Annotated in this window: 15 protein-coding genes; 2 read left to right on the forward strand and 13 right to left on the reverse strand. The window is 75.2% G+C overall.

Features of this window, described 5'->3' with window-relative positions:
- Positions 1 to 31 precede the first annotated feature (31 nt).
- On the forward strand, positions 32 to 484 hold the full coding sequence (locus ACFVXK_RS06810; protein WP_389610451.1) for a nitroreductase/quinone reductase family protein: 453 nt from the start codon (positions 32 to 34) through the stop codon (positions 482 to 484).
- Between the two features lie 11 nt (positions 485 to 495).
- On the opposite strand, the gene ACFVXK_RS06815 is transcribed toward ACFVXK_RS06810, so the two are convergent.
- From ACFVXK_RS06815 to ACFVXK_RS06875, 13 genes are all read right to left on the reverse strand, one after another.
- Complete coding sequence (locus tag ACFVXK_RS06815) at positions 496 to 1,053, reverse strand: GNAT family N-acetyltransferase (protein ID WP_389610452.1); 558 nt, start codon at positions 1,051 to 1,053, stop codon at positions 496 to 498.
- Between the two features lie 74 nt (positions 1,054 to 1,127).
- Positions 1,128 to 1,685 (reverse strand): hypothetical protein, encoded by a 558-nt coding sequence (locus ACFVXK_RS06820; protein ID WP_389610453.1) that lies wholly within the window; start codon positions 1,683 to 1,685, stop codon positions 1,128 to 1,130.
- 143 nt (positions 1,686 to 1,828) lie between these two features.
- Entirely contained in the window at positions 1,829 to 2,950 is a 1,122-nt protein-coding gene (locus tag ACFVXK_RS06825; protein WP_389610454.1) for an NAD(P)/FAD-dependent oxidoreductase, read from the reverse strand.
- 55 nt (positions 2,951 to 3,005) lie between these two features.
- A complete protein-coding gene (wrbA, locus tag ACFVXK_RS06830; protein ID WP_389610455.1) occupies positions 3,006 to 3,626 on the reverse strand; it encodes an NAD(P)H:quinone oxidoreductase in 621 nt (206 codons plus the stop codon).
- 95 nt (positions 3,627 to 3,721) lie between these two features.
- Positions 3,722 to 5,158: a multicopper oxidase family protein gene (locus ACFVXK_RS06835; RefSeq protein ID WP_389610456.1), complete on the reverse strand. Its 1,437-nt coding sequence runs from the start codon at positions 5,156 to 5,158 to the stop codon at positions 3,722 to 3,724.
- A gap of 49 nt (positions 5,159 to 5,207) precedes the next feature.
- Positions 5,208 to 8,849, reverse strand: coding sequence for a lyase family protein (locus ACFVXK_RS06840; RefSeq protein WP_389610457.1), 3,642 nt, complete (start codon positions 8,847 to 8,849; stop codon positions 5,208 to 5,210).
- A complete protein-coding gene (locus ACFVXK_RS06845; RefSeq protein ID WP_389610458.1) occupies positions 8,831 to 10,201 on the reverse strand; it encodes an AMP-binding protein in 1,371 nt (456 codons plus the stop codon). Before ACFVXK_RS06845 ends, ACFVXK_RS06840 begins: the two co-directional genes overlap by 19 nt.
- On the reverse strand, positions 10,198 to 11,436 hold the full coding sequence (locus ACFVXK_RS06850) for an MFS transporter (protein WP_389610459.1): 1,239 nt from the start codon (positions 11,434 to 11,436) through the stop codon (positions 10,198 to 10,200). The genes ACFVXK_RS06845 and ACFVXK_RS06850 overlap by 4 nt, the downstream gene beginning before the upstream one ends.
- Positions 11,433 to 13,079 carry a class I adenylate-forming enzyme family protein gene (locus ACFVXK_RS06855; protein WP_389610460.1) on the reverse strand — a complete coding sequence of 549 codons (1,647 nt, stop codon included), beginning with the start codon at positions 13,077 to 13,079 and terminating at the stop codon, positions 11,433 to 11,435. Before ACFVXK_RS06855 ends, ACFVXK_RS06850 begins: the two co-directional genes overlap by 4 nt.
- Positions 13,076 to 14,272, reverse strand: coding sequence for an FAD-dependent monooxygenase (locus ACFVXK_RS06860; protein WP_389610461.1), 1,197 nt, complete (start codon positions 14,270 to 14,272; stop codon positions 13,076 to 13,078). The genes ACFVXK_RS06855 and ACFVXK_RS06860 overlap by 4 nt, the downstream gene beginning before the upstream one ends.
- A 7-nt stretch (positions 14,273 to 14,279) precedes the next feature.
- Entirely contained in the window at positions 14,280 to 15,065 is a 786-nt protein-coding gene (locus ACFVXK_RS06865) for an amidohydrolase family protein (RefSeq protein ID WP_389610462.1), read from the reverse strand.
- Positions 15,066 to 15,072: 7 nt separating this feature from the next.
- Positions 15,073 to 16,212, reverse strand: a complete 1,140-nt coding sequence (locus ACFVXK_RS06870; protein WP_389610463.1) for a 3-dehydroquinate synthase II family protein — start codon at positions 16,210 to 16,212, stop codon at positions 15,073 to 15,075.
- Positions 16,213 to 16,498: 286 nt separating this feature from the next.
- Complete coding sequence (locus ACFVXK_RS06875; RefSeq protein WP_389610464.1) at positions 16,499 to 17,332, reverse strand: 2-amino-3,7-dideoxy-D-threo-hept-6-ulosonate synthase; 834 nt, start codon at positions 17,330 to 17,332, stop codon at positions 16,499 to 16,501.
- A 499-nt stretch (positions 17,333 to 17,831) separates the two neighbouring features.
- Between ACFVXK_RS06875 and ACFVXK_RS06880 the strand changes: the two genes are divergently transcribed.
- A partial coding sequence (locus ACFVXK_RS06880; protein ID WP_389610465.1) for an ATP-binding protein occupies positions 17,832 to 19,938 on the forward strand: 2,107 nt, incomplete at its 3' end.

Here is a 19,938-nt window from a genome sequence, read left to right on the forward strand (position 1 = left end):
GGCCGGAGGGGGGACGCCCTAGGGAGGTCTGATGAACAGCGTCACCCTTGCCGTCGACTGGGAGCACCCCGCGGACCCCCGTCCGGGGCCGCGGCTGGAGCACGTGCGGACGTACGTGTCGAGCGGCGGAGCGGACGGTCACCTGTGGCACGGGGTCCCCACCCTGCTGCTGACCACCCTGGACCGGGCCTCCGGCCGGGCGGTGCGCACGCCGCTCGTCTACGGGCGGGACGCGGGCCGGCTGCTGGTGGTGGCCGCCGGTACGGGCGGCCCGCACCACCCCTCCTGGTACGGGAACCTCGTCGCGCACCCGGAGGTGCGCGTCCAGGTGGGCACGGCGGCCTTCCCGGCCTGGGCGCGGACGGCGGGGCCGGTGGAGCGGGAGACATACTGGGAGGCCATGACGGCGCTGTGGCCCCGCTTCGAGGACCACCAGGCCACGGCCCGGCCCCGCGAACTCCCGCTGGTGATCATCGAGGGCTGAGCAGGGGCCGGTCAGGCCCCGGCGGCGGTGGCGACGGCGTGGTAGGTGCGGCCGGCGACGGTGTAGTCGCCGAGCGGGGTCATGCCGAAGGCGTCGACGTGGACCCGCCAGGAGGGGGCGTTGCCGGACTCGATGAAGGCGACGAGGGCCTCGGCGCGGCCCGCCGAGGTCTCGACGGCGGCCGTGAACAGGCCGCGGGCCACCCCGTGCCCGCGGAAGGCGGCGTCGACCACGACCGGTCCGTACAGCAGCCACGGCACCTCGTCGAGCGGGCGCCCCCGCCAGGCGAGGCCGGGCTGGGCGCGGAGCAGTCCGGTGACCGCGGCCGGCGGGTCGGCCATGTCGGCGGCGACGGACAGCGCGAGCAGTCCGGCGAGGCGGCCCTGCCCGTCGTCGGCCACCAGCAGCTCGTCGGCGGCGGCCATGTCGCGCAGGGTGGCGGTGTCGAAGGTGCCCTGGACGAAGCCCTGCGCGGTGCGCTGCTCCTCGGTCAGGGCGTCGTGGTGGTTGGCGGCGAAGATCCGGGCCAGGGCGGGCGCGTCGGCCTCGGTGGCGTATCGGTAGCGCATGGCGCCGATGCTGCCACGGCGGCCGGGGCGGTGGCCGGTGCCGCCGGCCCGGATGTCACCTCGGGCGGGACCGGTCAGCCGTTGGTGTTGAGGAAGCCGATGACGACCGCGCCCCACCAGCAGGCCTGGGAGACCAGGGCGGTCACCCCGCCCCAGAGCAGCAGCCCGCGGCCCGCCTCGCCCTCGGCGGCTTCCAGGCGGCGGCCCAGCAGGCCCGCCTGGAGGCCGTTGACGGTGAGGGCGGCGACCAGGCCGAGCTTGGTGAGGGTCAGCGGGGAGTGGACGTCGGGGTGGAGCATGAGCCCGCTGACCACGAGTCCGCCCAGGCCGGCCCAGATCGGCACGTGCAGTCGGGCGGTCGCGGCGACCACCTCGTCCAGGGTGCAGCGGCCGGTGGCCCACAGCAGCCCGTAGTAGTCGGCGGAGAGCACCGCGCCGAAGCCGAGGACCAGGGAGGCCAGGTGCGCGAAGAGGGCGGCGGAGTGCAGGGACGCGTCGGCCTGCACGTGCAGGGAGCACCACAGCCCCGCCGCCAGGAGGACCAGCGCGCACAGCGCGCCCGCCGCCACGGTCCACCAGGAGTCGTACAGGCGGACGGGGCGGGGCGCGAGTCTGGCGGCCGGCGAGGACATGCGGGTGCTCCGGGGGAGGCGGGGAACGGGGGGCGCGGCACCGTCTGCCACGCCGAAGCAAGGTAAGGCTCACCTAAAGTCCCCGCTCCGTCAATCCGGGTCCACGGGCCGGAACCGTGAGCCCGGACACGGCTCCCCGGTACTCACGGGTAGATCAGCCGGGTGTTGATGTGCTGCTTCAGGCCCTTGGCGTCCGCGCCGCTGCGGGCCAGCGCGCGGTCCCATCCCGTGGTCAGGACGGCTTCGGACGGACCGAGGTCCACGCAGGTCACGTAGGGGTCGGGGCGGAAGAGGGCGACCGGCTCACCGGTGAGGTCGGCGACCGCGTTGTGCCCGGCGGTGGCCCCCGAGGGGATCGCGTACTGGCAGCTCTGGGTGGCGGTGCGGCCGTCCTCCACGGCCGCGGCCGCGGTGTCCCCCGCCGCGAAGACGCCCTCCGCCTCCGGCAGGCGCAGCTGCTCGTCCACGAGCAGCCGGCCCAGCCCGTCGCGGGGGCCCGGGAGCCGGGCGGTGAGCGGGCTCGCGCCGAGACCGCCCGTCCACACCACGGTGGCCGCCTCCAGGGCGGTGCCGTCGCTCAGGCTCAGGGTGGTCCCGTCGTAGGAGACCGGGGAGCAGCCGGTGCGCCACTCGGCGCCGGCCCGGGCGAACGCGTCGAGGATCAGCGGGCGGGCCGCGTCGCCCAGACCCGGGGCGGGCAGCTCCTCCCGTTCGACCAGGACGATCCGCGCCCCGGGGTACGCCGCCAGCCGCTCGGGCAGGGTCCCGGCGAGCTCGACGCCCGCCAGCCCCGAGCCGACCACCACGACGGTGAACCGGCCCGGGGCGTCGGGGAGTCCGTCCAGCGAGCGCAGCCGCCGGTCCAGGGCGTGCGCCTCGTCGAGGGTGTCGATGTAGTGCAGGGCGCCGGCCCCCGGCAGCGCGGGCTTGCGCACCCGGCTGCCGGTGGCCAGCACGAGCCGGTCGAACGGGACCGGCTCCGCCGGGCCGGCGAGGAGCACCCGCCGCCCCGGGAGGTCGACGTCGGTGACCTCCGCCCGCAGCCGCCGCACCCCGAGCGGGGCGAGCACCCCGTCCAGCGGGACCCGCATCCGCTCGGGCGACGCCTCGTACAGGCGCGGCCGGATGACGAGGTCCTCGCCGGGGGCGATCAGGGTGATCTCGACGTCCTCGCCGGCCCGGCCGGCCTGGCGCCGGATGCGGGCCGCCGCCTTGGCGGCCCACACGCCGGCGAATCCGCCGCCCGCGATCACGATCCGGGACATGCTGCTGCTCCTTGCTGTTCTCACGGGGACGGAACGGTGTTGCGCCTGCCGCCGGTCAGAGCGCGGCGAGGCCCTTCTTCAGCGCGGTCGCGATCTGGTGGGCCCGGCGGGCCTGGAACTCGACGGCGGCCAGGTTGTCGTCGGTGGGCGGGGTGGTGCCGGTGCCGCCCGAGACGCTGCTGGCGCCGTACGGGTTGCCGTTGGACTCGGCGAACTGCACCGGGTCGGCGTAGCCGGGCGGGACGATGATCGAACCCCAGTGGGTGAAGACGTTGTTGAGGGAGAGCAGCGTCGACTCCTGGCCGCCGTGCGTGGTGTTGGAGGAGGTGAAGGCGGAGACCACCTTGTTGACCAGCTTGCCCTGGTACCAGAGGCCGCCCGCCGTGTCGAGGAAGCCCTTGAGCTGCGCGGCCGGCAGGCCGAAGCGGACGGGCGTGCCGAAGATGACGGCGTCGGCCCACTCCAGGTCGTCCAGGGTGGCGGTGGCCACGTGCGAGGTGGCCTCCAGGTGCTCGCCCCAGGCCGGGTTGTAGGCGATGGCGTCGGCGGGGGCGGTCTCGGCGATGCGGCGCAGCCGGACTTCGGCACCCGCCTTCTCGGCGGCCGCGGCGGCGGTCTCGGCCATCTTGTGGACGTTTCCGGTGGAGGAGTAGTAGATGACGGCGACGTTGGTCACGGGAATGCTCCTTGAATCGTCGGAAAGGAATTCAGCGGATACGGCGGATTCGGTGGATACGGTGGATTCGGTGGTGTTCTTGCGGCGCCACCAGGTCATGAGATCTCCATTTGCGCCATCATTCCCATGGCGGCGTGGTCGAAGAGATGGCAGTGGTAGAGGTACTTCCCGCGGTAGGAATCGAAGGTCGCCTGGACCTTCACGGTCTCGCCGGGCATGACCCGTACGGTGTCCTTGAGCCCGGCCTCCGCGGGGCCGACCGGCCCGCCGTTGCGCTCCAGCACCCGGAACTGGACCAGGTGCATGTGGAAGTTGTGCGGGACGAACCGGTTGACGTTGCTGACGGTCCAGATCTCCGTGCTGCCCCAGGTGATCGACTGGTCGATCCGGGCCGGGTCGTACACCAGGTCGTTCATGTACGCGCCGGGGGCGGCCCGTCCGTCCTCGTCCATCCGCAGGGTGATCTCGCGGTGGACGGTGGCCGGCGGGAGCGCGGGGAGGGTGCGCAGCCGGGCCGGTACCGAGCTGGTGTCGGCGGCGGTGCGCGTCACGTCGAAGCGCAGCACCTTGCCGACCTGCTCGACCGGCCCGGGGCCCTCGGTGTTCTCCAGCACCAGCTGGGTGCCCACCGGGTAGCGGGAGAAGTCGATGACGACGTCGACGCGCTCTCCGGGGGAAAGACTCAGCGTGCCGGTGCGGTACGGGGTTTCGAGGAGTCCGCCGTCGGAGCCTATCTGGATGATTTCCCCGCCGTCGGAGAGGCGGAGGGTGAAGAAGCGTATGTTGGTGGAATTGAGTATGCGGAAACGGTATTTGCGGGCGGCGACCTGGAAGTACGGCCAGGGCTTCCCGTTCGCGAGGATGGTGTTCCGGTTCTGGAAGTCGTCCATCACGTAGAGGAGCTGTCCGGCGTCGTCGAAGCGGACGTCGCGCAGGGCGATCGGCACGTCGTACTGGCCGGAGGGCAGCGGCAGGGCGCGTTCCTCGTCGTCGCTCAGGAGGTAGAAGGCGGACAGGCCGCGGTAGACGTGCTCGGACTCCATGTGGTGGGCGTGGTCGTGGAACCACAGGGGGGCGTGGGCCTGGTCGTTGCCGTACCGGTAGAGGCGCGCGGTGCCGGGGGCGATGGTGGCCATGGGGTCGCCGTCGTTGTCCGGGGTGACGTGCCCGCCGTGGAGGTGGATGGAGACCGGCATGTCCAGGCGGTTCTTCTGGCGGATGACGACCGGTCTGCCGCGGCGGGCGCGGATGGTGGGGCCGGGGAACGCGCCGTTGAAGGTGATCACCTCCGTGTCGACGCCGGGGATGATCTGCGTGGTGGCCCGGCCCACGTACATGTCGTAGGTGTCGGTGCCGTTGGCGGTGGAGGCCGGCAGCAGGGTCGGCGGGACCGGCATGGCGGTCCGGAAGGGCGTCAGCACCGGTACCGCGGCGGCGGCGGGCGTGGTGAGCAGCGGGGTGAGGGCCGCGCCGGTGAGGGCGGTACCCCCGGTGGCGAGGGCGGCGCCGAGCAGGCGACGTCGGGTGAGCATGGGGGTCCCCCTGGGTGTGCGGGCGCTCTCCGGGAGCGTGGCGGTGGTGTCAGCGGTAGTGGGCGAGGGCCCGGTCCACGAGGGCGGCGGAGGCCCCCGTGTACCCGGCCGGGTCGAGCAGCGCGCCGATCTCGGCGGGGTCCAGGACGGCGGTGACCCGGGCGCTGCCGGCGAGCAGGCCGGCGAGGTCGGTGCCCTCGTCGGCGGAGCGGCGGGAGCAGGCGGTGACGAGCCGGCGGGCCTCGGCCTTGCCCAGGGCGGGCGCGAGGGCGGCGGCGATCCGCTCGGAGGCGGTGAGGGCCCCGGTCAGGGCGAGGTTCTCCCGCATCCGTCCCGGGTGGACGGCGAGGCCTTCGAGGAGTTCGGCCGCGGTGGCCGCCGCCCCGCCGGTCAGCCGCAGGCATTCGCGCAGGGGCTGCCATTCGGCGTGCCAGACCCCCGCGGGCCGCTCGTCCTCGGCGAGCAGGCACTGCGCGAGCACGGCCGCCTGCGCGGGCACCTGGAGGGCGGCCGAGCGGACCATCGTGGCGAGCACCGGGTTGCGCTTGTGCGGCATCGCGGAGGAGGCGCCCCGCCCGGCCGGTCCGGGCTCGGCCACCTCAGCCACCTCGGTCCGGGCCAGGGAGAGCACGTCGACCGCGATCTTCCCCAGGGCGCCGCAGGCCAGGGCCAGTTCGGCGCCCAGTTCGGCGACGGGCGTGCGCACGGTGTGCCAGGGCAGCACCGGGGCGCGCAGCCCCGTCTCCTCGGCGAAGGCCTCCGCGAGGCGGACCGGGTAGTCCTCGCCGGACTCCCCGGGGGCGTCGAGCCGGGCGTACTCCAGGTACCCGGCCAGGGTCCCGGCGGCGCCGCCCAACTGGACGGGCAGACCGGCGCGGACCCGGCGCAGCCGGGCGGCGGACACCGCGACGGCCTCCAGCCAGCCGGCCGCCTTCAGCCCGAAGGTGACGGGCACGGCGTGCAGGGCGAGGGTGCGGCCCGGCATCGGGGTGTCGCGGTGCCGGCCGGCGAGCCCGGCCAGTGCGGTGCGGCACCGCTCCAGGTCGGCCAGGACGGTGTCCAGCGCGCGGGCCGCGACCAGCACGGTGGCGGTGTCCATGATGTCCTGGCTGGTCGAACCGCGGTGCACGTAGTCGGCGGCGGCGGGGTCCTCGGCGGCGACGGCCTCCGTCAGCGCCTCCACCAGGGCCACCACCGGGTTCGCGGACTCCCGCGCCCGGACCGCGAGCAGCGCGGCGGGCAGCGGGGCCGTCCGGGCGACCCGGGCCACCGTCTCGGCGGCCGCGGCCGGCACCACCCCGAGCCGCGCCTGGGCCCGGACCAGCGCCACCTCGGCGTCGAGCAGCGCCCGCAGCCAGGCCCCGTCACCGGTGGCCGCCTCCGCGGCGGTGCCGGCCCGCACGGGACTCAGCAGCCCGACGTCCCCGCCGGGCCCCGCCGCGGCCTCGGCGTCCGCCACCACGGGCCGCGCCCCGGACGCCGTCCGCGCGGCGGTCTCCGCCGCCTGGCCGGACCCGTCCGGCACCGCCACCGAAGGGGCCCCCGCCGCCGCGGCGCGGGAGCCCGCCCGAGCGGGCCCGGACTCCGTCCGCGCGGGTCCGTCCGCCCGGCCGGGGCCGGACTGCGCCGGGGTGGTGCTCGGCATCCGGTCGGCTTCCTCGAAGCCGAGGAGGCGGCGGGCCAGGGCGTCCGCGTCGCCGACCGTCACCGAGTCGACGCCCGGGCGGACCCCGGCGGCCGTCACCCAGTGCAGGCCCTCCGTCGGCACGCCGAAGGCGTACAGGGCCGGGTGCGGGCGGCCGTCGGCGGCGACGACCCGGTACGGGCGGCGGGTCACCGCCAGGGCGCCGGTCTCGTACTCCATGCCCTCACGGCCGCCCGTGATCCGGAACGGCCGGGCCTGCCCGGTGTCCAGCAGCCCGCGCAGCAGCGGGTCGGCGGTGCGCCGGACGTCGCCGTCGGGCAGCCGGGCCTCGATCAGCACCCGGGCCAGGACCCGTGAGCCGGGGACGGCGGACTCGGCGGCGAAGTCGCCCGAGACCGGGTCCACGTCCATCCGCGTGCCGGGCCCCAGGACGGTGAGCACCCCGGCCTCGACGAGCGCGATCATCTCGGCGATCCGCCGTGCGGGCGGGCCGATGGAGAGGAAGGCGTTCAGCGGGGTGTACCAGCGCTCCAGGTCGTCGCGGTGCGAGCGGGCGGTGAGCCCGCCGTGGTCCACGACCAGGCGGATCTCGTTGCGCAGGTCGCGCAGGACGTCGAGGGCGGCCTTGAACGGGCCGTCCACGTTGCCCGCGCGGGCCCGGGCCAGGTCGCCGCGGAGCCGGCCGAGCAGCCAGGCGCGGTGGTCGGCGGTCCCGGTGAAGCCGCCCTCGCGGCCGCCGTCGGCGAGGCGGGACCAGTCCCAGCGGGCGGTGGCGGGGACGCCGTGCGCGTCGAGCCGGTCCCGTTCCTCGGGGCCGCCCCAGGGCAGTTCGAGCCAGGCGTCACGGAAGGCGGCCCCGGCCCCGCGGCCTTCGCGGGCGGTGATCAGACCGGTGTAGTAGACGGTCTCGGTCTCCTTGGCGATCAGCGGCCACAGGTCCTGCCGGAAGTCCAGGCCGCCCTCCGCGGCCGACCGCTTGACCAGGGACTCCACCACCTCGGGGCGCAGGACGGCCGGGGTGTGCCGGCCGTGCGGGCCCTTCTGGTTCTCGCCGCGCGCCTGGTACGGGACCCCGCGCCGGGAGCCCGCGTACAGCCGGGGTTCGCGGCCCGAGGGGTGGTAGACGAGCCGGTCGCCCTCCTGGGTGAAGGCGCCGCCGCGGCCGCGGGTGAAGAGGGTCATGTGGTCGAAGAAGTTCAGGCCCAGGCCGCGCAGCAGCACCGGTTCGCCCGCCGCGACCGCGCTCAGGTCGCTCTCCGCCGGGTTGCCGGGCGGGACGTAGAGCAGGCCCCGGGCGGCGGCGTGGGCGGCGAACCTGCCCTGTGCCGGGGAGGGTTCGGCGTCGACGTGGCCCTGGGCGAGGGCGAGCCCGGCCAGCCGGGGCAGCTCCGTGCCGTCGGCGAGGCGGACCCAGGGCAGTCCGGTGGCGGGGTCGGTGCCGCAGGCCACGGCCGCCGAGCGGTGGGTGACGAGCTCGACCTGCGGCGGGGCCCCGGCCCGGACGCGGGCGGCGGCCCAGCGCAGGTAGGCGCCGTAGAAGGCCCGGCTGGGGTAGGAGTCGGGGGTCAGGGCGCGGGCCTCCGCGAGGAGTTCCCGATCCGCACCGCCGGCCTCCGCCCCGGCTGCCCCGGTCGTCCCGGCGGCCCCGGCCGTCCCGTCGCCGGCCCGGGCGGCGAGGTCACGGGCCCAGGCGTACAGGCCGGGGCCGGGCTCCACGGGGCCGTCCATCACCACGCTGCTGTCGGAGAAGACCGTGACCTGGGAGGCGACGGTGTTCATCAGCAGCAGCCGGTCCTGGCCGGTGGCCCAGACCCGGCCGGGTCCGTGTTCCGCCGGGTCGATCAGGTGGACGGTGATCCGGGCGTCCTCGGGCAGCGTCCGGGCGTTGGCGCAGAGACGTTCCAGCAGGATCAGGCCGCGCGGTCCGACGCCGACGACGGCGACCGCGGACGGGGCCGGGGCCGGGGCCGCGGACGGGACCGGGGCCGGGACCGCGGACGGGACCGGGGCCGGGGCACCGGGCGCCGTCAGTCGAGATACGTCCATCCGTCCTCCCTCGCATCGGCCGCCTCGTACAGGAAGCGGGGCTTGACGAACCGGTCCTCGCGCAGCAGGGCGCCGGGCGGGATCAGGGTTCCGGGGCCGCCCACCGTGAGCTCGACGGGCAGGCCGAGGGTCTCGGCGAAGCCGGCGCGCAGCTTCGCGGCGGCCTCCTCGTGCATCTCGCCGTCCCCGCCGGCCTCGACGGTCAGCCGCAGCCGGTCGGCCTCGGCGACGGCGCGCCAGACGTGGGCCCGGTACTCGACGGGCAGCCCGTAGACGAGCGCGTCGACGTCGTGCGGGCGCACGGCCTTCCCGGCGACGCGGACGGGGGCGCCGTCGCGGCCGAGGACCTCGATGAAGGGCAGCGCCCAGCCGCAGGGGCAGTCGTTCTCCGCGCCGAGGACGACGAGGTCCCCGGTGTCGTAGCGCAGGAGCGGCATGGCCTCCCGGTACAGGGTGGTGACCAGCAGCCGGCCGCGGCCCGCGGGGGTGATGCGGTCGAGGGCCGGGTCCTGGACCTCGAAGAGGAAGCGGTCGGCCCACACGTGCAGCCGTCCGTGGGGGCATTCCCCGGCGAGGCTGGTGGTCTCGGTGGACCCGTAGTCCTCGATCACCCGGGCCCCGCCCCACAGTTCGCCGATCCGGGCCCGCTTGGCGGGGCTGAGCGGCTCCCCCGCGACGACGAGGGCGCGGGGGCCGTTCCCGGCGGCCGCGGCGGCGAGGGTCCCGGCGCCGAGGGCGTCGTCGGCGGCCGCCCACAGCAGGGGTTCGCTGGGCAGCGACCAGGTGACGGTGGGGCGGACGTCGCGGACCAGCCGCAGCAGCCGCCGGTAGGTCATCATCGACGTCCGGTTGTCGGCCGGGATGACGAGGGCGCCGGCGGTGCGGGCCGCGTGGTGCATCTGGTGGGCGGTGGTCGCCATCGAGTACGGGGTCTTGACGAGCACCCGGTCCTCGGCGGTGAGGGCCGCCGAGGAGCGGTTGAAGCGGTCGGCGGTCTCCGCCCAGTCGTTCTCGGTGAGGTAGGAGGCGGTGGGCTCTCCGGTGGTGCCGCTGGACTCGTGGTAGGTGGCGACCTTGGCGCCGGGTACGGCGAGCATCCCGAAGGGGTAGGCGTCGCGCAGGTCGGACTTGAGGGTGGGGCGCATCCCGTCGAGGCAGGTGCGGCCCGCCGTGAGGCGTCCGGCGTAGAAGGGGCTGCGCCGGGCGCGGGCGAGGGCGGCGGGCAGGGCGGCGCGCTGGAGGCTGCGCAGTTCGGCGTGGTCGGACCAGTCGCCGAGCCGGGGCCAGGGGGCGGAGGAAGCGGGGGCGGAGGGGGCGGCCGGGGAGCCGGCCGCCGGTATCGCGGCGGTCATCGCTCGGCCGCCGGCTGGAGGCCGGGCTCGTCGGCGGACGGGGCGGCCGGCGGGGCGGCGGGGACGCCGAGGCGGGGGCGGGCGACGGCCAGGAGCACCAGGAGGAAGCCGATGACCTCCCCGCCGGCCGCGACCCAGCCCAGTCCGCCCGCCGAGGCCCATTCGACGATGCCGCCGCCGATGGAGGCGCCGAGCGCCGAACCGATGTAGATCGCCGAGTTGTTGAGGGCGAACGTGAGGTGCATGTGGGCGGGGTCGATCTGCGCGAGCCGGGAGAACTGGGCCGGGGTGAAGGCCCAGCCGCTGACGCCCCACACGGCGACGACGGCGGCCAGGGCGACGTAGGCGGTCATCCCGTCGAGGGTCTGGGCGACGAGGGAGACGGCGGCCAGGGCGAGGGTCAGGACGACGATGGTGCGCCGGATGGTGGTGGTGCCGCCGACGCGGTCGGCGCTGCGGCCGCCGATGATGTTGCCGAAGACGGCGGCCACGCCGAAGACCAGCATGATCAGGGTGGTCGCGAACTCCCCGTCGCCGCCGACGCCCGTGCCGTGGACCAGGGTGGCCAGGTAGGTGAAGACGATGAAGGTCGAGCCGACCACGGTGACCGACTGCAGCAGGGTCAGGCCGACGGCCGGGCGGAGCATCGGCCGGAACCGCTCGGCGATGCCGGGTCCGGGGGTGCCGGGCAGCCGGGGCAGCGCGGCGGCGGTGGACACCGCGGCGACCAGGGCGAGGGCGGCGACGAACCAGAAGGCTCCGCGCCAGTCGGACAGGGCGGAGATCAGCACGCCGATCGGGACGCCGAGGACGATGGAGACGGTGAGCCCGCCGGTGACGATGGAGATGGCCCGGCCCCGGAACTCCGGCTCGGACTGTTCGGCGGCGGCCGCGGTGGCGACGGGGCCGAAGACGCCCGCGGCGACGGCGGCGACGATGCGGGTGGCGAGCAGCACCCCGAAGGTGGGGGCGATGGCGGTGAGCACGTTGGCCAGGGCGAACAGGCCCATGCTGCCGACCAGGATCGCCCGCCGCTCGGCCTGCTGGGTCAGTGCGGACAGCAGGGGCGAGCCCAGTGCGTAGACCAGGGAGAAGACGGTGACCTGGAGGCCGGCGGCGGCCAGGGAGACGCCCAGGTCGTCGGCCATGCCGCCGAGGATGCCGGCGACGATGAAGTTGTCGGTGCCGATGGCGAAGGTGCCGATCGCGAGCGGCGCGATCCTACGCATGTTCATGAGGGTTCCCCAGGGGTGGGAGTGGTCAGGGCGTCGGCGAGCTGCCGGCGCAGTTGGCGCTTGAGGACCTTTCCGGAGGGCCCGAGCGGGACCTCGTCGGCGTCGCGGGCGACGTGGAGCCCGCCCAGGGCGGGCAGACCCGCTCCGGCGAGCGCCTTGTCGGCGGCGGCGCGCAGTGCGGCGGCGTCGGCGCCGGCCGGGTCGGCCGGGCGCAGGACGGCGACGGGGCGTTCGCTGCCGGAGCCGTCGCGCACGCCGACCACGGCGCAGTCGTCGAGTCCGGGCAGGTGGCCGAGCAGGGTCTCCTCCATGAGGAGTGAGTACGCGGGGCCTTCGGGGGTGTGGATGACGTCGACGGCCCGGTCGAGGTGGAAGTAGGTGCCGTCCTCGCCCTCGCGGACCACGTCCCCGGAGAGGAACCAGCCGCCGAGCCGGGAGCGGTAGTAGCGGTCCTGGTCGTTCCAGTAGCCGGGGGTGAGGGTGGGGCCCTTGACGCCGAGGAGTCCGGCCTCGCCGCGGGCGGCGGGGGTGCCGTCCTCGCGCAGGACGGCGATCCGCGCCCAGGGGTGGGGCCGGCCGATGCAGCGGTCGTGGCGGACGGTGGCGGCGGTGGTGACGTGCCCGAACTGGGCGAAGCCGAGTTCGGAGGAGCCGAGGCCGTCGATGAACTCGGCGCCGGCGCGGACCAGCGGGGCGATGTGCCGGCCGTGTGCGGAGTCGCCGGTGTTGAACCAGCGCCGCACCGAGGAGAGCACGTCGTCGTCGGGTCCGAGGGCGGCGAGTTCGGCGTAGGTCTGGGCGAAGGCGACCACGGTGTGCGGGCGGTGTTCGGTGATCGCGGCGGCCACGTGGGCGCCGGAGCGGTCGGCGAGCGCGACCAGGCGGGCGCCGGTGAGCAGCGCCCCGGCGGCGAAGCTGGCCCCGGCCTGGTGGGACTGGGGCACGGCGGACAGGAGCACCTCGCGTTCGGCGGGCTGCGGCAGGAGCAGCAGTTCGCGCAGGGCGGCGACGGCGCCCTCGTGGGTCCACACGACGGCCTTGGGGATGCCGGTGGTGCCGGAGGAGTGGCTGATCAGCACCGGGTCGTCGGGGGCGTGCCGGAAGCGGTCGGCGGGGTCGAGGCGGTCGGCGCCGAGGGAGGTCAGCTCGTCGGACACGGCGAGGAGGCGGAGCCCGTCGAGGGTCCCGGCGGCGCGCAGGGCCTCGCGGTGGGAGGCGTCGGTGACCAGTCCGGACGCGCCGGTGCGCTCGTAGAGTCCGGCGGCGATGGCGGCCGGGAGCCGGCCGTTGACCAGGACGGGGATGGCGCCGATCTGGCTGAGGGCGAGGAAGTGCAGGACGTCCTCGAAGCTGTCCCGGAGGTAGACGGCGACCCGGTCGCGGGGGCCGATGCCCTGGCCGAGGTACCAGGCGGACCAGGTCCGGGCCAGGTCGTCCAGGCCGGTCAGCGTGAAGTCGTGGCGGCGTTCCCCGGCCGGGTCGAGCAGCGGGTGCTCGCTGTACAGGAAGGGGGCGTCGGGCTCGGTGCTGGCGGCGAGGGCGTGCTCCAGCAGGCTGCCGCCGCCGAGGGTGGCCGCGCGGGCGAGTTCCTCGCGGGTCAGGGCGGGGGTGCGGGTTTCCGCGGTCGCGGTGGGCTGGGTCATCGTAGGGGCTCCGCTCTGGCGGCCTCGGCCGCGTCGTATCCGAACAGCCAGTCCTGGGCAGCCAGTTCGTGGCTGCCCCCGAGGGCGGCGTCGCGGTGACGCTGGCCGGCCCCGTCCGGCAGGTGGAGGGTCTTGGCGTTGTCGCGGGAGATCTGCTGGATCCGCGCGGTGCGCGTCATCCGGACCCGTTCGTAGCGGCGCAGCCGCTCGGCCAGGTCGGTGCCGCCGTGCTCGGTGAGGCACACCACCAGGGCGGCGGCGTCCTCCACGGCCTGGTTGGCGCCCTGGGCCCGGAAGGGCAGCATCGGGTGGGCGGCGTCCCCGAGGAGGGTGACCCGGCCCCGGGACCAGCCCGGTACGGGGTCGCGGTCGTGCAGGGCCCAGCGGCCGACCTCCCCGGCGGCGTCGAGGACGGCGGCGACGTCCCCGTGCCAGCCGTCGTACGCGGCCCGCAGCTCCTCGATGCTGCCGAGGGTGTTCCACGACTCCTCCGCCCCCCGTTCGTCACCGGGGGCGGTCGCGGCGAAGCTGATCCGGCTGCCGCCCGCGACGGGGTAGCAGACGAAGTGCCGGCCCGGGCCCAGCCAGAGCCGTACGGCGGGTTCGGCGGCCAGGTGCGGGAGCCGTTCGGCGGGGACCAGGCCGCGGTACATGTCCTGGCCGGAGTAGCGGGGTTCGTCCTTGACGAGGAGGTCGCGGGTGGCGGAGTGGATCCCGTCGGCGCCGACGACGAGGTCGGCGCGCTGGATGGAGCCGTCGTCGAACCGGAGGACCGCCTCGTCGCCGTCCTGTTCGACGCCGACGCACCGCAGGCCGAGGCGCAGGGTGCCGGCGGGAAGCTTGGAGAGCAGGATCTGGTGCAGGTCCGCGCGGTGGACGGCGTAGTGCGGGGCCCCGTACATCTCCTCGCACTCCTCGCCGAGCGGGGTGCGGGCGAGGAGTCCGCCGTCGTTCCAGCGGCGCAGTTCGATCGCGCGGGGCCGTACGGCGACGGCGCGCAGACAGCTCTCGACGCCGAGGCGGTGCAGCAGCCGGGCGGCGTTGGGGGCGACCTGGAGGCCGGCCCCGATCTCGCGGAGGTGTCGGGTCTGTTCGTACACGTCGCAGGACAGGCCCGCGCGGGCGAGCCCCAGTGCGAGGGCCAGACCTCCGATCCCCGCCCCCACGACAGCGATGCGTGGCTGCTGTTCCATAGTCATCTCACAAGGGGTCTTCGAGCCCCAGCAGATCCGCCGCGTTGTGCCAGAGGATCCGCCTGAGCTGCCGGTGCTCCAGGCCCAGGGCCGCGTACTTGGCGAGTTCGACCGCGGGGTGCTGCAGCGGGTGTTCGGTGCCGAAGAGGAGCCGGCGGGCGCCGAGCCGTTCGAGGGCCAGCCGGATGACGGCCGAGTAGCCGCCCGAGGTCTCCAGCAGGACGTTGGGGCTGTCCTTGATCAGCCCGATCCCGTGGAGGTCGATCTCGCCGACCCCGGAGTGGCCGAGGACGAACGTGACCCGGGGGAAGGCCGCGGCCAGGTCGGCCAGGTCGCGGACCATGGCCCCGGGGCGGTGCAGGCACACCGTGTAGACGGGGTGCCCGTGCCGCTCGGCGATCTCGACGAGGGCGTGGGTGCGCGGGTCGGCGAAGGGCACGCCGTGCACCGCGGGGGAGATCTCCAGGCCGTGGAACTCGGCGGCCCGGCCGGCGTAGGCGCCGGGCTCCCGGTGCGGGTTGGCGAAGTGGAAGGGGACCAGCCGGCCGCCGGAGGTCCGGCAGGCCGCGAGGACGGCGTCGTTGTCGGCGTCGGTCTCGATGTGGCCCCCCTCGACCAGCTGCCGGGACAGCAGGTCGAGGGGGATCGTGCCCCCGGCGGAGACGGCCGCCCGGGTGATCCCGTGCGCGTCCATGGTGTCGAGCAGGCGGGCCGCGGCACCGTCCTGCGGGACCAGGCGCGCGTGGAAGTCGAAGACGGGCGGGGGCGTCGGGGCCGGGGTCACGGGGGTCACCGGGTCATCACTTCTCGAGGCAGAACTCGTTGATCGGGTAGCCGACGTGCCGGTCCTCGGTCGGCAGGTAGCCGAGCACCACGTCGCCGGGCTTGAGCTCGGTGGAGTTGAGGACGACGCCGCCCGGGCCGAGGACGCGTACGTGCCAGTCGTCCTGGAGGATCAGGTTGGCGGTGCGGCCGTCGGGGCCGACCGCGTCGATGGAGATCAGCGGACGGGTTTCGATCTTGACGCGGCCGACGGTGACCAGGCGGGTGTTGCCGTGGATGTCGACGGCGGTGACCCGGGAGCCCGACTTGAGCTCGCTGAGGTAGTTGGTGCGCTCGTTGTTGCCGAGGGTGTAGGAGTGGATGCCGCCGGCGTTGACGCGGAAGGGGCGGGTGGGCATGTACGGCAGCGGGTGGGTCTCGCTGACGCACAGGATCATGCCCTTGGAGTGGGAGCCGATCAGCAGGCCCTCGTCCTCGCCGAAGTGGGTGGCGGTGTCGACGCAGGCGCGCTCGCCCATGCCCACGTGCGCGGTGGCGGTGACGGTCAGTTCGGTGAGTTGGAGGTTGGGCACGCCCGCCTCGGCCGAGGCCTTCAGGGCGGTGGCGTCGCCGACCTTGGCCGGGGCCATCAGAACGCCGTCCGAGCCGAGTTCGAGGACGCCGAATATGATCTCGGCCTCCTCCACGTCCTGGGCGACCGTGATCAGGGAGCCCTGGGCGCGGGCGGCCGCGGCGATCACGATCTCCAGCGGGATCTTGGTGGGGTCACGGAAGAGGAGCAGGCTCCACTTCTCGGTGCGGCCGGACTGGCAGGCGTCCTCCAGCGTCGCGGCGTCGATGATCTCCACGAACCGGCCGAACTCGACCTCGGGGTGGCGCAGCGCCAGCTCGGCGGTCTCGCCGTGCTTGGCGGGGTCCACGATGACCACGTCCGCCGCGCCGAAGGACTCCGGCAGGGCCTTGCCCTGCGGGAACAGCACCTTCTTGACGGTGGGCGGCAGGCCCTCGAAGTCGGCGGCGTCGTCGGCGAGGATGCCGTCGATCCGGGCGTGGATGGCCTCCTGGACGATGGCGTCCTTGGCGGAACCGACGGAACGGATGTCGACCCAGCTGAGCTTCACTCGTGACTCCTTGTGGATGTACGTGCATGTCGGCATGCACGTAAGCGGGGGTATACGGGACGGGGGTATGCGTCGTTTTGTGTCGGCGCTCCCGCCGGCCCGGCGGCGCGGGGAGGCGCTGCGGGGCGTACGGCGGTCACGCGGGTACGGGTCCGGGCGCTCGAGACGCGCTCGGGACGGGCCCGGAGGGCGGCCGGGCCCCTCTGGGGCACCGGTCGAGGGAAGGGGCGGTGCCGGTCGGCGTGGGACCGCTCCGGGGACGCGGGCCGCCGGGTACGGGGCGGGGCCGCGGACGCGGCTGCCCGGCCCACCCGACGGACCGTCAGACCGCGGCGGGCGTCAGCGCCCCGGCGGGGGCGTCGCTCTCCCACGACTGCGGGCACCCGTCGGCGTGGATCAGGTCGGCGAGCCTGCGGGCCAGCGCCCCCGGGTCGGCGGCCTGGAAGACGTTGCGGCCCATCGCGACGCCCGCGGCGCCGCCCTTGAGGGCCTCCTCCACGTAGCCCGCCACCAGCTCGGGCGTGTCCAGACGGGGTCCGCCGGCCACGATCACCGGCACCGTCGCGCCGCTGACCACGTCCGCCATCTCCGCCGGATTGCCGACGTACACGGTCTTCACGATGTCCGCGCCCAGATCGGCGGCGAGGGTGATGGCGTGCGCCACCAGTTCGGGGTCGTAGGGATTGGTCACGCGCGGTCCGCGCGGGTACACCATGGCCATCAGCGGCACGTTCCAGCGGTCGCAGGACTCCGCCACGGCGGCGAGGTCCTTCACCTGCCCCCGCTCGTCCTCCGCGCCGACGTTGACGTGGACGCTGACCGCGTCGGCCCCGTACCGCAGGGCCTCCTCCACGCTCGCCACCAGGTACTTGGCGTCCGGGTCGGGGGCGTGGCGGGTGCTGGCGCTGAGGTGGACGATGAGCGAGGTCTCCGCGAAGTGCCGGGGATCCACCTGCCGGACGCTCCCCTTGTGCAGGACGATGGCGTCCACACCGGAACCGGACAGCTGTCCGACGAGCCGGTTCACCCCGCCGGGCACCTGGAGCGGCCCGTCGGTGACCGAGTGGTCCAGCGGAACGACGAACAGGCGGCGGCTGCCTTCGTGGTAGAGCCTGTGGAGCCGGGCCTCTCGACCGTATGCGTGGTGCAGCGACATCGTTCTTCCTCCCGTTAGGCGGCTGCGGCTGCGTGGCTGCCGGCTTGACGCAAACCTTGCCTTCCGCTGACACCTCCCCCCATCACGCGAACACGGGATCCGGAGCGTGATCGGGCACGGGATGGCAGGTCACGCGGTATTTCGAGCGGGGATCGAGCGAAGCCGGAGCGGAGCTCGAACGCGGCTCGCGCCGGCTCCGTGACCGGCCGGTTGACGCCGGTGCGGCCCACGGAACGAGCGCGCGGATCCGGCCCGAACGGGCGCGCGGAACCGGCCCGAACGGGCGCGCGGAACCGGCCCGAACGGGCCGCCGAGCCAACCGGAATGAGCGCTTCGAACAGGCCGTCCGCGTCCGGTACGCGACGGCGACCTACTCGCCGGTTCGGGTTAGCGTCTGGTCGCCCCGGTCTCGGCCGAGGCGACATCGACAACCGCGGGGGCCCACGCGACGACGGGCCATGGAGTCGGGCAGCGCCCGACGGGGGAGGCGTCACACACCGTGTCCACACTGTCCGAGCACGAGAGTCCACTCGTCGGCCGGAGCACCGAACTGAGCACCCTGGACCGCGCCCTGCAGCGGGTGTGCGACGGCATCGGCGGCTGCGTCGTCATCGAGGGCTACGCCGGCCTCGGCAAGAGCCGTCTCCTCGCCGAGAGCGAGCGGCGGGCCGCCCGGACCGGCGTCGCGGTCGCCCGCGGCCAGGCCACCGAACTCGACCACGTCGTCCCCATGGCCAGCCTCCTGGGCGCCCTCAGCACCGGCCCCGGGCCCGTCCTCGACCGCGAGACCCTCGCCTCCCTCGCGGCCGGCGGCTTCACCGAGTCGGGCCGGTTCTGGCTGGTCCACCGCATCGCCGAGGCCATCGAACAGGCCGCCCGGCGCCGCCCGCTGGCCGTCGTGCTCGACGACATGCACTGGGCCGACGAACTCACCGCCCAGGCCCTGCGCATCCTGCTGCCCACCCTGCACGCCAGCGAGGTGCTCTGGCTGCTGGCCCTGCGCCCGGCACCCGAACCCAGCCCCGTCCACGACCTCACGGACCGGCTGGTCGCCGACGGCGCCGAACGGCTGCGCCTGGCCCCGCTGTCCGGCGCCGAGGTCGCCGAACTGTGCACCCGCACGCTCGGCAGCGCGCCCTCGCCCCGGCTGCTCGCACACGCCGAACGCAGCGACGGCAACCCCTTCCTGCTCGTCGAGCTGCTGTCCCGGCCCGAGTCCGAGCCGCCCTCCACCCTCTCGCGCGGCTGGCTGACGGGGCTCTCCGAGCCCGCCCGGCGGGTGCTGGAGGTGGGTTCCGTCCTCGCCCGGCCCTTCAGCGTCGCCGAGGCCGGCGGGCTGCTCGGCCTGGCCGGCGCCGAGCTCAACAGCGCCGTCAGCGAGGCCGTCGCCGTGGGCATGCTCATCGGCACCGGCTCCGAACTGCGCTTCCGGCACGACCTGATCCGCGAGACCGTCTACGGGACCCTGCCCGGACCCGTCCGGCACGCCCTGCACCAGGAGGCCGCGGGCGTGCTCCGCGCCACCGGCCGGCCCGCCGCCGAGATCTCCCAGCACCTCGCGCGCGGCGGCCAGCGCGGCAACCGCGAGGCCATCGCCACCCTGCACCTCGCCGTCCGGGAGGCCGCCGCCCAGTCCTCCGGCATCGCCGCCGACCTGATGCTCCAGCTCCTCGACCTGATCGAGGAGGACTCCCCCGAGCGGCCCCGGCTGCTCACCGAGGCCGTCCGCCTCCTGGCCAACGCCGGCCGGCTGGGGCAGGCGCGCGAGCTGGGCGAACGGGCCCTGCGCAGCGGGCTGGACCCGCGCGAGGAGACCGCCATGCTGCTGGCCCTCGCCGAGGCGCTCAAGCACGCCGGGCACGACCGGGTCGTCCTGGACTACGTGGGCCGGGCCCTGGCCACCCCGACGGCCCTGGGCGCGGTCCGGGCCGAGCTGTACGCCGTCCAGTCCCACGCCCTGCTGTCCTTCCCCGGCATCGAGGCCGCCGAGCAGTCCGCGCTCGCCGCCCAACAGGCCGGCCGGGCCTCGGGGGCCGACTCGGCGGTGGTCTTCGCCACCGTCGCGCGCAGCGCCACCGCCCGGGGGCGCGGGGACATCTCCGGGTCGCTGGCCCTGGCGGGCGAGGCCGTCCAGCTCGCCGAGACCGGCAGCGCCGAGGTCCGCCGGCGCCACCCCCGGCTGTGGCTGGCCCGCGCCCTGACCTCGGCCGACCGGTTCGGGGAGGCCGACGCGGTCAACGAGCTCGGGCGGCGGGAGGCCGAGCGGATCGGGAGCGCCTGGTCGCATCCGCTGTGGTCGCTCAACCGGGCCGCGCTCAAGCTCGCGAGCGGGTTCCTGGAGGACGCCCAGGCCGAAGCGGAGGCCGGCGCCCGGGTCGCCGACCAGCTCTCGGCCCGTGCCGTGGCCCCGCACCTGCTGGCCCTGCTGGCACGGATCGCGCTGCTGCGGGACGAGCGGAAGGCGGCGGCGGAGCTGATCCGCGAGTCCCGCCACCACGCGCTGGGGTCGCTGGGGGCGATCCCGCCGTTCGTGGACTGGATCTCGGCCCTCCAGCTGGAGGCCGACGGGCGCCCGGGGGAGGCGCTGGAGGCGGCGTCGGGGGTAC

This window comes from Streptomyces sp. NPDC058157 (assembly GCF_042884105.1).
Classification (GTDB): Bacteria; Actinomycetota; Actinomycetes; order Streptomycetales; family Streptomycetaceae; genus Streptomyces.